General features: G+C 38.0%; 13 protein-coding genes, 16 tRNA genes, 2 rRNA genes and 1 other annotated feature. Of the genes, 6 read left to right on the top strand and 25 right to left on the bottom strand.

Going from position 1 to position 13476, the window contains the following annotated elements:
* Positions 1–77: 77 nt before the first annotated feature.
* On the bottom strand, positions 78–551 hold the full coding sequence (gene trmL / locus BLR36_RS16655) for a tRNA (uridine(34)/cytosine(34)/5-carboxymethylaminomethyluridine(34)-2'-O)-methyltransferase TrmL (protein ID WP_093062863.1): 474 nt from the start codon (positions 549–551) through the stop codon (positions 78–80).
* Positions 552–563: 12 nt separating this feature from the next.
* The gene (gene queG, locus BLR36_RS16650; RefSeq protein WP_093062862.1) at positions 564–1703 is read right to left on the bottom strand and encodes a tRNA epoxyqueuosine(34) reductase QueG; all 1140 of its coding nucleotides are present in this window, start codon (positions 1701–1703) and stop codon (positions 564–566) included.
* Between the two features lie 55 nt (positions 1704–1758).
* Here queG and BLR36_RS16645 point away from each other — a divergent pair, with 55 nt between their 5' ends.
* Together BLR36_RS16645 and BLR36_RS16640 are read left to right on the top strand one after the other, a co-directional pair.
* On the top strand, positions 1759–2424 hold the full coding sequence (locus tag BLR36_RS16645; protein WP_093062861.1) for a B3/B4 domain-containing protein: 666 nt from the start codon (positions 1759–1761) through the stop codon (positions 2422–2424).
* A 28-nt stretch (positions 2425–2452) separates the two neighbouring features.
* Complete coding sequence (locus tag BLR36_RS16640; protein ID WP_093062860.1) at positions 2453–3511, top strand: ATP-grasp domain-containing protein; 1059 nt, start codon at positions 2453–2455, stop codon at positions 3509–3511.
* Between the two features lie 231 nt (positions 3512–3742).
* Here BLR36_RS16640 and BLR36_RS16635 read toward each other — a convergent pair whose 3' ends face one another.
* On the bottom strand, positions 3743–4390 hold the full coding sequence (locus tag BLR36_RS16635) for a hypothetical protein (protein ID WP_093062859.1): 648 nt from the start codon (positions 4388–4390) through the stop codon (positions 3743–3745).
* A 304-nt stretch (positions 4391–4694) separates the two neighbouring features.
* Positions 4695–6134, bottom strand: coding sequence for a proline--tRNA ligase (gene proS, locus BLR36_RS16630; protein WP_093062858.1), 1440 nt, complete (start codon positions 6132–6134; stop codon positions 4695–4697).
* 51 nt (positions 6135–6185) lie between these two features.
* Positions 6186–6402: a binding site (T-box leader), on the bottom strand.
* Between the two features lie 188 nt (positions 6403–6590).
* On the opposite strand from proS, the gene BLR36_RS16625 reads away from it, so the two are divergent.
* Positions 6591–7373, top strand: a complete 783-nt coding sequence (locus tag BLR36_RS16625; RefSeq protein ID WP_093062857.1) for an alpha/beta fold hydrolase — start codon at positions 6591–6593, stop codon at positions 7371–7373.
* A 165-nt stretch (positions 7374–7538) separates the two neighbouring features.
* Positions 7539–7910, top strand: coding sequence for a VOC family protein (locus tag BLR36_RS16620; protein ID WP_093062856.1), 372 nt, complete (start codon positions 7539–7541; stop codon positions 7908–7910).
* 100 nt (positions 7911–8010) lie between these two features.
* Here the strand turns inward: BLR36_RS16620 and BLR36_RS16615 are convergent, their stop codons facing one another.
* The 3 genes from BLR36_RS16615 to BLR36_RS16605 all read right to left on the bottom strand — a co-directional run bounded on the left by BLR36_RS16615 (position 8011) and on the right by BLR36_RS16605 (position 9320).
* On the bottom strand, positions 8011–8472 hold the full coding sequence (locus BLR36_RS16615) for an SRPBCC family protein (RefSeq protein WP_093062855.1): 462 nt from the start codon (positions 8470–8472) through the stop codon (positions 8011–8013).
* The gene (locus BLR36_RS16610; RefSeq protein ID WP_175454110.1) at positions 8465–8845 is read right to left on the bottom strand and encodes a DUF1801 domain-containing protein; all 381 of its coding nucleotides are present in this window, start codon (positions 8843–8845) and stop codon (positions 8465–8467) included. The genes BLR36_RS16615 and BLR36_RS16610 overlap by 8 nt, the downstream gene beginning before the upstream one ends.
* A 79-nt stretch (positions 8846–8924) precedes the next feature.
* A complete protein-coding gene (locus tag BLR36_RS16605) occupies positions 8925–9320 on the bottom strand; it encodes a VOC family protein (RefSeq protein WP_093062854.1) in 396 nt (131 codons plus the stop codon).
* Between the two features lie 461 nt (positions 9321–9781).
* Here BLR36_RS16605 and BLR36_RS16600 point away from each other — a divergent pair, with 461 nt between their 5' ends.
* Positions 9782–10186, top strand: coding sequence for a nuclear transport factor 2 family protein (locus BLR36_RS16600; protein WP_093062853.1), 405 nt, complete (start codon positions 9782–9784; stop codon positions 10184–10186).
* A 203-nt stretch (positions 10187–10389) separates the two neighbouring features.
* The gene (locus BLR36_RS16595) at positions 10390–11238 is read left to right on the top strand and encodes an MBL fold metallo-hydrolase (RefSeq protein ID WP_093062852.1); all 849 of its coding nucleotides are present in this window, start codon (positions 10390–10392) and stop codon (positions 11236–11238) included.
* A gap of 200 nt (positions 11239–11438) precedes the next feature.
* On the opposite strand, the gene BLR36_RS16590 is transcribed toward BLR36_RS16595, so the two are convergent.
* The 18 genes from BLR36_RS16590 to BLR36_RS16505 form a co-directional block, all read right to left on the bottom strand.
* A tRNA-Leu gene (locus tag BLR36_RS16590) sits at positions 11439–11520 on the bottom strand.
* A gap of 31 nt (positions 11521–11551) precedes the next feature.
* Positions 11552–11625: transfer RNA gene (locus BLR36_RS16585), tRNA-Cys, on the bottom strand.
* Between the two features lie 10 nt (positions 11626–11635).
* Positions 11636–11710 (bottom strand) — tRNA-Gly (locus BLR36_RS16580).
* A gap of 7 nt (positions 11711–11717) precedes the next feature.
* Positions 11718–11789, bottom strand: a tRNA-Gln gene (locus tag BLR36_RS16575).
* A gap of 1 nt (position 11790) precedes the next feature.
* Positions 11791–11866, bottom strand: a tRNA-His gene (locus BLR36_RS16570).
* A gap of 38 nt (positions 11867–11904) precedes the next feature.
* Positions 11905–11980 (bottom strand) — tRNA-His (locus BLR36_RS16565).
* A gap of 25 nt (positions 11981–12005) precedes the next feature.
* A tRNA-Trp gene (locus BLR36_RS16560) sits at positions 12006–12079 on the bottom strand.
* 10 nt (positions 12080–12089) lie between these two features.
* A tRNA-Tyr gene (locus BLR36_RS16555) sits at positions 12090–12173 on the bottom strand.
* Positions 12174–12180: 7 nt separating this feature from the next.
* Positions 12181–12256 (bottom strand) — tRNA-Thr (locus BLR36_RS16550).
* Between the two features lie 9 nt (positions 12257–12265).
* Positions 12266–12341 (bottom strand) — tRNA-Phe (locus BLR36_RS16545).
* Positions 12342–12478: 137 nt separating this feature from the next.
* Positions 12479–12554 (bottom strand) — tRNA-Asp (locus BLR36_RS16540).
* Positions 12555–12557: 3 nt separating this feature from the next.
* Positions 12558–12632: transfer RNA gene (locus BLR36_RS16535), tRNA-Met, on the bottom strand.
* 51 nt (positions 12633–12683) lie between these two features.
* Positions 12684–12759: transfer RNA gene (locus BLR36_RS16530), tRNA-Val, on the bottom strand.
* A gap of 53 nt (positions 12760–12812) precedes the next feature.
* Positions 12813–12887: transfer RNA gene (locus tag BLR36_RS16525), tRNA-Glu, on the bottom strand.
* 30 nt (positions 12888–12917) lie between these two features.
* Positions 12918–13009 (bottom strand) — tRNA-Ser (locus BLR36_RS16520).
* 5 nt (positions 13010–13014) lie between these two features.
* Positions 13015–13089: transfer RNA gene (locus tag BLR36_RS16515), tRNA-Asn, on the bottom strand.
* An 8-nt stretch (positions 13090–13097) separates the two neighbouring features.
* Positions 13098–13213 (bottom strand): 5S ribosomal RNA (gene rrf / locus BLR36_RS16510).
* Between the two features lie 118 nt (positions 13214–13331).
* Positions 13332–13476, bottom strand: a 23S ribosomal RNA gene (locus BLR36_RS16505); the annotation flags it as partial.

The raw sequence follows: 13476 nt of genomic DNA, 5'->3' as shown, positions 1-13476 counted from the left end.
ACGACGACAAACCAGGTGCATCTGAAAAATAATCTATTATTAAAACGGACGAGTCTATATTGACATCGTCCGTTTTTTTAGTGTAAATTTGGATAGTTTTGTTGACGCAATGCTTCATAGATTAGTATTGCTGCGGTATTTGATAAATTCAAAGAACGAATATTATCATTCATAGGAATTCTTAATGCACGGTCGGGGTGTGCATCGATAAACTCGCGTGGTAATCCTTTTGTCTCACGTCCAAAAATAAAGAAGTGATCTTTCTCCAAATCACTAAAATCAAATGTAGTATGTGGCTTAGCACCAAACTTCGTAATTAAATAGTACTCTCCTGCTGGATGAGCAGCAAAAAATTCATCAAGGCCGTCATAATAAGTAATATCAACATGCTCCCAATAATCTAGTCCAGCTCTCTTTAACATCTTGTCATCTGTTGAGAAACCTAAAGGTCGGATTAAATGTAATTTAACTCCTGTTCCCGCACATGTTCTAGCTATATTCCCTGTATTAGCAGGTATTTCTGGTTGATACAAAACTACATTTATACTCAATTATTCCACTTCCTAATTCTCAATTGTATAGTATTCTAATCCTTTTCGAATCTCTTCTAAAACTTCTTCAACTTGTTCATTTTGTGCAGCGTCCTTAAGGGCAAGCAAGCCGTCTTCTGTATTTATTTTACCTAAAGCCCATGCTGCAGTACCTCTAATTACTGGTCTGACATCATTCTGCATTAAATCTATAAGGGCCGGAACAGCTTCCTGCTCTTTAAAATGAGCTAGTGCAATTATAGCATTCCGTTGGATTGGATTCTTCCCTCTCCACGCACCTGACATATGTCCGTAAGTTTCTTTGAAAGTACGATTTGTCATTTTTAGTAAAGGTAGAAGCAAAGGCTTCACTAATTCAGGATCAGGCTTAAAAGCTTCTTGGTGAAGATTAGCCTTTCCTTTGTTTTTGGGACAAACTGTTTGGCATGTATCACAGCCATAAATTCGATTGCCTATTTTGGCTCGAAACTCGTCTGGAACCATTGTTTTCGTTTGTGTAATAAAGGCAATACAGCGCTGTGCATTTAATTGACCGCCTTCTATTAATGCTCCTGTCGGACAAACATCCAAACATAACCGACAATCACCACATTGGTCTTCCATCTGCTCACTCGGAGCAAAAGGAATAGACGTAATCATTTCTCCAAGATAGACATAGGAACCAAACTCAGGGGTAATAATGGAGCAGTTTTTCGCACTCCATCCTATGCCTGCCCGTTCCGCAACAGCACGGTCTGAAAGTTCTCCCGTATCTACCATCGAACGAAGTTTAGCATCTGGTATATGCGTTAAAATATATAATTCTAATAGTGCTAACTTTTCTCGTAAAACTGTATGATAATCTATACCCCATGATGCACGTGCGAAGATTCCTCTTCTTGCACCTTTCACACTTTGTGGTGCATTCTTCATTTTTGAAGGGTACGCAATTGCAATAGAAATGATACTATGAGCTTCTTCTAGCAAAATTTTAGGATGCACTCTTTTGTCAATATCAGGTTCTTCGAATCCAGAAGCATACCCTAATTCCTGCTGCCTGATTAATCGATTTTTTAATTCGTGAAATGGAGAAACAGAAGTAAATCCAATTTTATCAATTCCAATGGATGCAGCGTAATCTATGAGGTTTTGTTGAAACTGAATGATATTCACAAATGTTCTCCTTTCTTATGCTACACTAAAGAAAATAAGTGTAAGGATGGTTGATATGATCGTAAAACTGGATGATTTAATAGTTGAAATAGAGCCTACCTTTAAATTAGGCATTATCCATTATAGCAAAATTGTTGTTACTTCTTCGCCTCAAATGCTTAAGGGCCGCCTTCAATTATTTCAAGAACAACTTTTCTTTGAACTGGAAGACAAAGCAGTAACTGATTTTGAAGGGATAAAGGAATGGAGAGCTCTTTGGAAAAAGTTCGGAGCAGATCCAAATCGTTACCGCCCCTCCATGGAAGCAATGTATAGAAGGATTGCAAAACAAAATTATATCACACCGATGCATTCCGCTGTAGATTTAAATAACTTCTTCTCCCTGCAATACGAAATTCCAATGGGAATCTATGATATTGCAAAGATTCATAGTGATATTACACTAACAGTCGGCAATGCAGAAACAAAATATATTGGGTTAAATGGTCGAGAAAACAAATTACAACACATACTTACTCTTCAGGATGAATTGGGACCATTCGGCAGCCCGTTTGTAGATTCCGTTCGAACTGCTGTGTCTGAAAATACAACCGATGCTATGCATGTGGTATTTTTACGACCCTCTATTAGCAAAGAAGATGGACAGCAATTGATTACTTCTATAGGGACAATGTTTACACAAATACATGGTGGAAGTTTTGAAACTACATTTATCGGTTAGTTTACTATAATTTTAAAGGAGAAGAATAATGGTAATTAATATTTGGTTCAATAGATGGTTTTCCACTGTGTCACATTATATGGAGTTGATCCGGCACAACCCCGATCAACAGGAGTTTGTTATTTACGGAACGCATCCTAATCCAGACACGGTATATTTTAAGTATTGTGATGTGTCTGGTACAGAGCCAGATATTGAGGGAGAAGAATATATACAATTTTGTTTAGACTACTGTATACAAAATCAAATTCATATATTTGTTCCTAGAAAAGAAAATGTACTTATTTCCCATCACTTAGATAAGTTTGAAGAAATCGGCGTAAAAATATTGGTTTGTCCCGATGGGGAGTTAATGGCCATGATGGATGATAAAGCAGCGATGTATCGATCTTTACAGAACGAAGAAAATGAAGGTAATTTCATCGTAACTATTCCTTCCTACCGAATTGTTAACAACGCAAAGGAATTTCAACAGGCTTATGCCGAATTAAGCAAGGATAATATGAAATTATGTATTAAACCTGTAATTGGCGAAGGAGCAAGTGGATTCCGTATTATAGATAATAATGCAGATACTATTCCTTTTATTTTCAGTACGGCTTCATCTCAAAAGATTTCCTACGAAACCGCAGTGAAGATTTTACAAACGCAGGAGCATTTCCCAGACTTAATGGTTTTAGAATATTTAGATGGCTATGAGTATAGCATTGATTGTTTAGCCGACGCAGATGGAACTTTACTTACTGCAATACCGAGGAAAAAAGGAAATGGGCGTATCAGAGAGATTGAATACAATGAAGAATTAATTGAAATTGCTGTAAAAATGGCTGCACAATATAAAATTCCTTACGTGTTTAATATCCAAGTCAAGTATAAAGATGGCGTCCCTAAGTTACTTGAAATTAACCCACGTATGAGTGGAGGCTTACATATTAGCTGCCTCGCAGATATTAACTTCCCTTATTATGCTATTAAATTATTACTAGGTCATCCGTTGGAAGCTCTTTATCCTAAGTTTGGTCTTAAAGTAACTCATATAGAACAGGCTGTAATTCTATCTTCAGAAGAGTCTGCAGTTTTAGTATAGGTTGACAATATTAAAATAGTGTTGAGGTGGACGTGATTATGGCTATGTTAGTACTGTCCAGGGAGTATACCGGGGAGGTAGTCATTAACTAGAACAAAAAGTATCCGAAAATTTAACAGAGCAATAAGAAAAGCACCCTACAAAAGTGGGGTGCTTTATAAACTTTTAAACAAAAACTAAGAACTTATAATCCTTAGGATCATATGTACCACAAGATGATGAATTGTGATTTTAGCGAATAAAGACCTCATGTTCACCTTCACTGTCCAGCACAATTAGAGTCAGGGATTTGTCAGGCTGCGCTATTGCGAGCGGTACTTGTGCATAGATATGAATCTTTTGTTCCTCTAAAGGATCTATGCTCGCTCCTTGAAACTTGGATCCGTCAAGTGACTCTGTATCAGCTAGGAAATCGAATTCATGTTTGTTATCATAAATCGCTTTAAATTTTACACCAGCCAGTTGATGACCATATTGGAATGCTTCCATCGTATCATTGCTAATAGTCCCTGTTAAATGCAGAAAAATTTCTTTATCGGAAATAATATTACGTGGACTAGCGCCTGTAGACGTCGCCACTTCTTTCGTAAATTCCGCGTGATCAATTGTCATAACTACGTCGCCATCTTCATATTCAAATACGATATTTTCTTTTAGTATATTTTCTCCATGTGCAAGATTGTTAGCAACTTCATCCTTATTTTCTTCTTTCTTTTCTTCAGTAGCTTTCGTATCATTTTCTGGCTGTTCAGCATTTGCTGTTTCTGTTTGTGTAGCTTCTGCCACTTCTTTTTCTACTGTTGCAACATCTGAATCTTCACCACAAGCTGCTAACATTAGTGATATTGAAGCAACTACAAATAACATAACTTTTTTCATACACTCATCTCCGAATCAAGTTTGTTTTCTTTTATTATAATCAGTCAAATTCTGACATAGCAAGCTGTTATGGGTGATATTGGTAAAAATGGTACTTTAGAAACTTCCAAAAATTAAGGCTTTAAAACTAGTGAGTAAGTATTTCATACTAGTTGAACATTAAGCATACAGTATAATGCGGTGAACTAGTTGTTTTAAAATCTGGATATTATTTCTTGCACACTTGGGGGGAAATACTTACCATATAAAAAATCAACCATTTGGAAAAACAATGGTTGATTTTTTTATTGTATCTACTATTTAATTAGTAAGCACGACCGAACCATACAGTATGTTTCGAATCCTTACCACAGTTAATACATGTTGTTTTTTCAGCTGGTGGGTTGAATGGAATATTACGTGTTGTAAATTTCGTTTCATTTTTCACATTCTCTTCACAAGCGTCATCCCCGCACCATCCTGCAAGTATCCATCCAGGTATTTCACCTTTTTCCGTTGAATCAGTAAGATGTTGCTTTAATTGCTCAAGAGAATCAACATTTGTATGGGAATTTTCATCACGGAAAGCTCGAGCTTTTTCAAGTAAGCGTGTTTGCATTGTAGTTAATTCTTCTTCAATACGTTCCACTAAAACAGCGATGTCTACTGATTCTTTTTCAGTCAGATCACGTGCTTTCATTAGTGCTTGGTTGTTTTCTAAATCACGAGGTCCTAATTCTACACGAACTGGTACTCCTTTAAGCTCCCACTCGTTAAATTTATAACCCGGAGATTGATCGGAATCATCAAGTCGAACACGTATACCTTTTGCTTTTAATGCAGCATACAGCTCATCTAATTTCTCCATTATTGCTGGGTTCTTCTTCCAAGGTCCTACTGGAATCAGCACTACCTGAGTTGGTGCAACACGTGGTGGCAATACAAGTCCTTGCTCGTCACCATGTACCATAATAACCGAACCGATTAATCGAGTTGATGTTCCCCAAGATGTTGTATGCACATGCTGATGTTTATTTTCTTTGTTCAAATATTTAATATCAAACGCTTCTGCAAACTTTGTTCCAAGGTAATGGGATGTTCCCGCTTGAACAGCTTTCCCATCTTTCATCATAGCTTCGATTGAATACGTGTCTACTGCTCCTGCAAAGCGTTCAGAAGGTGTTTTTTGACCATCGTATACAGGGATAGCTAATAGCTCCTCTACCACCTCTTTATAGATGTTCAGCATCTGCATTGTTTCGTGACGTGCTTCTTCTTCATCTACATGAGCCGTATGCCCTTCTTGCCATAAAAATTCAGAAGTACGGATAAATGGAAGAGTTTTCTTTTCCCAACGGAACACGTTTGCCCATTGGTTTATAAGAACTGGCAGATCACGATAACTCTTAATCCAATCCGAATATAAATGACCAATCATTGTTTCTGATGTTGGACGTAACGCTAAACGTTCTTCCAATTTTTCACCTGCTGCCTCCGTTACCCAAGGAAGCTCTGGAGCGAACCCTTCAATATGATCCTTCTCTTTTTGGAAGAAAGATTCAGGGATTAGCATTGGGAAATAAGCATTACGATGACCCGTTTCTTTAAAACGTCTATTCATTTCATCTTGAATATGCTCCCAAATTTCAAAGCCATCTGGTTTAAAAGCGATACACCCACGAACTGGCGTATAGTCCATTAAATCTGCTTTCTGAATCGTATCGATATACCATTTAGTAAAATCGTTTTGCTGTTGATTTGTCATTATAAAATCCTCCTATTAAAATTGAATTAAAAAAGCACAAAGCTGTCCTTGTAAAAGGACGTCTTTGTGCTGAGTAGACGTGGTACCACCTTAGTTTAGCCTAAAATTAATTTAAGCCCTCTAAACGTTTTGTAACGAAAACGAATCGGTTATGTTTACATAACATCTCCGTGATAGGTTTCAACAAGAAGTGGTGATATAGCTCTCAGCGTTTGCTATATTTTCTGTTTCACAATTCTCATTTACTTGGTCACTTCGCAGATTGTATTACTAATAATATACCAAATATCCTACTTTAATACAATGTGGATTAAGGTATGCCTATCATTTCTTTTTATATATTGAATTGCGATGATCCATTGTTCGGAACTAACTTACTCATTCGAAATAGGTATTCACTCATATAAATACTTTTGAGTATCTTATACTTAAAATGGTATTCATGGAGGAATCAGTGTGGGTTACTTTGTAAACGTAGAGCAAGGAGTAAATTTATTTGTAGAGGATATCAACTCTAGTTCAAGCAAGACACTCGTTTTTTTACATGGTTGGCCATTAAGTCACGAACAATTCGAATATCAGTTTGATGTTCTACCCTCAATGGGATACCGCTGCATTGGAATTGATTGGAGAGGATTTGGAAAATCAGATAGACCAATGCATGGCTATAACTTTGATAGATTAGCAGATGATATCCATGCAGTAGTTAGAGCACTCCAACTAAATAACTTCACACTAGTTGGCCATTCGACTGGAGGAGCAATTGCTATTCGCTATACTGCTCGTCATAACGCTTATGGAATATCAGAACTAATCCTAATTGATGCCGCAGCTCCCACTGGATTTACACAGGAAACTGCAAACAGACTACTAACAGAAACATTAAATGACCGCCCCAAAATGATGAAAGGTATAACAGATACTTTTTTCTTTCAATATATTACAACCCCATTCTCCAACTGGTTTACAGGACTCGGGTTACAGGCAGCAGGATGGTCCACCGCGGCTATTATTAAAACGCTAAGGGATGAAAAACTTGATGCAGATCTTCCCAAAATAACAGTCCCGACATTAATCGTACATGGTGTACATGATAATGTTATCCCATATGAACAAGCTCATATACTTAACAAGGAGATAAAAAATTCGTATCTTGTTCCATTTCATAACAGCGGCCATGGGCTTTTCTGGGAGGAACGTGTAAAGTTTAACGAGCTAGTAAAGCAGTTTGTAGTATAAATAGGAATAATGTATTTTACTTATAAAAATGGTTCATCTGACAGCTTACCCTGCTACTCGGTGAACCTTTTCTTATTTTTAAAAATGTAGTAAATATTATTAAATTACTCTATACTAAAAGTTAATTAAACTTTCAGTTATTTAAGTGTGGAAGGCGGAGAACTAATGAAACTAGGTGCATTTTCAGTAAGTTTAAATGTGAAAGATATTAATGCTTCCAAAGAATTTTATGAAAAGCTAGGATTTCAAACATACGGTGGCGAAATTGCTCAAAATTGGGTAATCATGAAAAACGAAGATACAATCATTGGCTTGTTTCAGGGAATGTTTGAGAAGAATATTCTAACCTTTAACCCAGGTTGGAATAGCAATGCCGAGAATTTAGAATTTTACACTGACGTACGAGAACTTCAAAAGCAGCTTAAGGAAAAAGGGATGAAACTGCAGACCAAAGCAGATGAAACTACTAAGGGACCTGCACATTTTACACTCGAAGATCCAGATGGCAATCAGATTCTAATAGATCAACATAGATGAGTAAACAGAAAAATATTTATTTGTACAAGCTAAAGACGAAAACGAATAAAGAAAGGGTGTTAAAGCAGGTTCAAAAAAACCTGCTTTCTTTTGCTAATTTTTATACGTTAGCGTCAGGAAACTTATCCGCAACTAGATTCAACATTATATGATGCTCTAGTAATGCCTTTAAGCCACAAAGAACAATCGTATATCCACCTGTTGAGTCTACTACTTTATTTACTATTTCAGTTGAATTGCCCTTAAACCCATAATTTTTGATCTCGACAAATGTACCTTCTGATTCTCTTGGTGTAAAAAGCCATTCAGCCGTTGTATCATCATCAAATTGGATAAGAATACGTTTGTTTTGTTCAATTTCCTTCACGACAAGCTCTGCTGATACACCGTACATCTCCCAATCCCAGCGAATACGTTTGCCCTTTTCTAACCTTCCATTACTTTTAGTAAACCAAAATTTTGTCGTAATAGCTGGATCAACAAAAGCTTCAAACACCTCATTAATTGGCTTTCTTATAAGCATACCAACATTTACAATTGATATTTCATCTAAATTAGTCATTATTTTCTCCTTCATTTAAAGCAATGGCAGCTTGAATAAGTGATCTAAATGCCTCTGATTGAATTTCCTCTATCTTTGTAATCTTAATATGTCTCATATTTTTTCCAGACCCCTGAAGTAAATTGTTTATGTCTTTATCGACAAGTTCATTCCCTTTTTGAAAGCCTAAATTAACATGTTTTTTTGCTGTTTGTAGATAACAAACTAATCCTTTATACGAATAGTTAGGCATTGACCATTTATATTCCTCCACAAGCACTGGTGAAGAATCTAATATGATTTCTCTTAAAGTCTTCGCAATGTTTTGGGTATCCTCTGGCAAACCTAATATAAACTGATCTACTTCTATAATCTTTCTTTCGTTATCAACCACTATGTACCTCCTTCATGATAGCATTGAAAAGCGCCTGAGATCAGAGTAATCTCAAACGCTGATAATAGAGACTAAAGTTTCACTTTGCATTCTTATCAGGCTGATGAATGCCAAAAACGTTACCTTCCGTATCAACATAATATCCTTGCCACGCCATTCCAGGTAGTGCGTACTTTGGCAAAGCTACTTTTCCACCATGCTCAAGAATTTTAGCTTCCGTTGAATCATAATCTGCTATGCCCAATGTACAAGAGTAGCCATTCATTGGCTGGTTTAGTTCAGGTGGAGGAGTTTGACGCTTTACTAACGCTCCATCGATACCAGGCTCGCTTGTATCCCCTGTAATAGCCCCAAAGTAAGGCATACCTGCATACTCAGACCAATCCTCGAATTTCCAACCAAATATCTCCCCATAAAACTTTTTAGCACGCTCCATGTCATCCACGTGAATTTCAAAATGAACTAATCTCCCCATGATTTCCCTCCGATTTATACTTTCAAATAACTTTTGGTCTCTAATATTGTAATTAAGTTTGAAAATTAAATCAATTTTAAAATAAAAAACTTATTTAAGATCGAAGTTCTATAATCATCGCTCTAAGAATGCTATCAGCGCATCTAAATCTTTTGTGGATGCTTTTTTAAAGGAACCTGCCATCATTTTACCCAAATTTCATTTGCAGTATCTAAATCTAGTAAACCTTCCAATACTTGCTGTATAGAAATATGGGTAGATCTTTTCACTTCAAAATTAATACTCAAGCCGACAGCCCCTTAAAATGTTCCCTGAAGTATATCATACCGCCTTGTAGTCATTACTTTAAAGATAATGCTTAATTATTGTCCAACCACTTTTCCAAACGAGGGTTGACATAAACTTTTCTATAACTTAAACTTCTCTAAAACGTTAAAACTCTAGCCTCTAGCTATGAAAGGATGATTAAGTTGAGCATTGAACAACAATCGAAACCCCTCTCGCTTAAAGAGAAATCTATATCTTTTCTTCAGAACGTAGCATTAGGGAATGTTCAAGAAGCATTCCAGAAATACATTGGCCCTGACTTTCTTCATCATAACCCATTTTTTGCAGGTGACTCCAAATCACTAATGATAGCGATGGAAGAAAGTGCTACCGAAAACACTAATAAAAGATTTGAAGTAAAACTTGCAATCCAGGAAAAAGATATGGTTACTGTTTACTCACACATCAAGCAAAGTTCGGAAGATCCCGGAGCAGCTGTAGTACATATATTGCGTTTTAAAGATAACCAAATCGTTGAAATGTGGGATATAGGTCAACCGATACCTAAAGATTCTCCAAATGAGAATGGGATGTTTTAATAAAAAATGAAAGACAAAAAACACTTACAATTGTTGGTTTAACAACCTTGTGAGTGTTTTTTTAATAATTAGTTTGTTGTAATGATACCTGTGGAAGAGAACTGCCAAAAATAAATTTAAAAACTCTTTTAACATAGTTTTGTCATCTCTGTTATTAGTAATATATAATGAACCTTGAAACGTTATTAAAGGAGTATGAATTCATGCAAACATTAGAAAAACTTTCAGATCGTCTCTTCTACCTGCCCCCATATCAAAAAACAGATCGACCAATATTAGTTGCTGTTGTAGGGGATGATCAGACACTATTAATTGATGCTGGGAATTCTTCTATGCACGCAAAACAATTTAAGGAGCAATTAGCTTCCTATGATGTCACTGGAGATATTCTGGCTCTAACACATTGGCACTGGGATCATGTATTTGGCTTACGTGAAATGGATATGCCTTCAATTGCCAATTTCATGACTTATGACAAAGTAAAAGAACTACAAGAGTTATCATGGGAAGACAAGGAGTTAGATAAACGTGTCGAAGCAGGAATTGAAATTCCATTTTGTGCAGACGCGATAAAGCTAGAGCTTGGAAGTATGCGAGAGATTACCATACCAAATCCCACTATCCTTTTTGAAAAGCGAATAAAACTAAATATCGGTGGGGTTACCTGTATCATTGAACATGTTGGGGGAGATCATTCGTCTGATTCGAATCTCATTTATATACCGGAGGAAAAAATGCTATTTCTTGGTGACTGTCTTTATGCAAATATGTACGCAGAAAAATGGCATTATACCATTGAAAAGATGCACAACCTTTTAGAGAAGATTAAAGATTATGAAGCCAAACTCTACTTCCTATCCCATCATCCAGCACCTTTGACAAAGGATGAATTTGCTTCCTTTGTTTCTTTATTGGAGACAAGTGCTGAATTAACAATTAAACATAAAGGAGAAATTGAAGCAATTGCAGCAGAGATGTCCTCTCGTTTTGGACGTAACTTAACTGAAGATGATTTAGAAATAATCAGGTACTTTGTAAATGGCTATGCTTAACATGTATCGATGTTTTACACATTGCAGATTTTTCGGATAAGAAAGCTTACTTTTTCAAGCAGTATAAATAGTGCAAACCGCTTTAAAATCTACCGTCTCAATTCGAATACTTATATAACACAAAAAGCTCACAAACTCTATGAAATAAAGGTTTGTGAGCTTTAAGTATGTATTAGACGAAGATACGTTTCGTCTACTGATACCGGTGGTCGGGGTCGAACCGACACATCCGAAGATACGGGATTTTGAGTCCCGCGCGTCTGCCAATTCCGCCACACCGGCATAATAAAATTAAAGGCAGTAATATTAAAATTGGAGGCGGCAACCGGATTTGAACCGGTGATAAAGGTGTTGCAGACCTGTGCCTTACCACTTGGCTATGCCGCCGAAAAGTAATTGGAGCGGAAGACGAGGTTCGAACTCGCGACCCCCACCTTGGCAAGGTGGTGTTCTACCACTGAACTACTTCCGCAAAAAAACTGGGGTACCTGGATTCGAACCAGGGCATGATGGAATCAAAATCCATTGCCTTACCGCTTGGCTATACCCCAATGGGGCGACTGATGGGAATTGAACCCACGAATGCCGGAATCACAATCCGGTGCGTTAACCACTTCGCCACAATCGCCATAGTTAAATAAAAAAAGAGCTAACTCAAAAGGAATATGGGGCGACTGATGGGAATTGAACCCACGAATGCCGGAATCACAATCCGGTGCGTTAACCACTTCGCCACAACCGCCATTATTCAAAGTTAACTTAAAATTTGGCAGGGGCAGTAGGAATCGAACCCACATCAAAGGTTTTGGAGACCTCTATTCTACCGTTAAACTATGCCCCTATATAAAAACTGGTGGTGGGGGACGGATTCGAACCGCCGAACCCGAAGGAGCGGATTTACAGTCCGCCGCGTTTAGCCACTTCGCTACCCCACCACTATAGTGGTGCCGGAAAAAGGACTTGAACCCTCAACCTACTGATTACAAGTCAGTTGCTCTACCAATTGAGCTATTCCGGCGTATAAATATGGTGGCTCAGGACGGAATCGAACCGCCGACACAAGGATTTTCAGTCCTTTGCTCTACCGACTGAGCTACTGAGCCTCTTCGATTTATGCTAAGCTGCGCATCTCTTTGTCAGCTTCACTCGCTCAATCAGTCACGTACTTGGGTACGCTCCTTCTTTTGCTCGATTGCTTCCTCGACCTGCTTGCTTATCCTAAATCTCAAAAAATAATAAATGGCGGTCCCGACCGGGATCGAACCGGCGATCTCCTGCGTGACAGGCAGGCATGTTAACCGCTACACCACGGGACCATTTGGTTGCGGGGACAGGATTTGAACCTGCGACCTTCGGGTTATGAGCCCGACGAGCTACCACTGCTCCACCCCGCGACGTTATAAAACTTACTAACATTATAATACTTACAATGTTTTTAAAAGAAATGGTGGAGGATGACGGGCTCGAACCGCCGACCCTCTGCTTGTAAGGCAGATGCTCTCCCAGCTGAGCTAATCCTCCTGGGTAAAATTACGATAAGTTTCGCATCTCTGCGTCAATTTCATTGAAATAAATGGTGACCCCTACGGGATTCGAACCCGTGTTACCGCCGTGAAAGGGCGGTGTCTTAACCGCTTGACCAAGGGGCCATACTTTTATGTATTTGTAGAAAACTTATCTGGCGGAGAGCAAGGGATTTGAACCCTTGAGACAGTTTAACCCGCCTACACGATTTCCAATCGTGCTCCTTCGGCCACTCGGACAGCTCTCCAAAAATGGCTCCGAAGGTAGGACTCGAACCTACGACCAATCGATTAACAGTCGATTGCTCTACCACTGAGCTACTTCGGAATAATACAGCCTAGCGACTTCCTACTCTCACAGGGGGAGACCCCCAACTACCATCGGCGCTGAAGAGCTTAACTTCCGTGTTCGGTAAGGGAACGGGTGTGACCTCTTCGCCATCATCACTAGACATTATTAATTTGAAAGACAATATTTATTATACCAAAACTAGATATTATTACAAGCTTTTTTATAATTTATTTGTACTTTCAAAACTGGATAAATGACATTGTTACGTTAAACAAAATTTGGTTAAGTCCTCGATCGATTAGTATTCGTCAGCTGCACATGTCGCCATGCTTCCACCCCGAACCTATCTACCTCATCGTCTTTGAGGGATCTTACTTACTTGCGTAATGGGAAATCTCATCTTGAGGGGGGCTTCGTGCTTAG

It is taken from the genome of Psychrobacillus sp. OK028, from assembly GCF_900103605.1.
In the GTDB taxonomy this organism is placed as follows: domain Bacteria; phylum Bacillota; class Bacilli; order Bacillales_A; family Planococcaceae; genus Psychrobacillus.
This window is presented reverse-complemented; position numbering and strand designations above follow the sequence as displayed.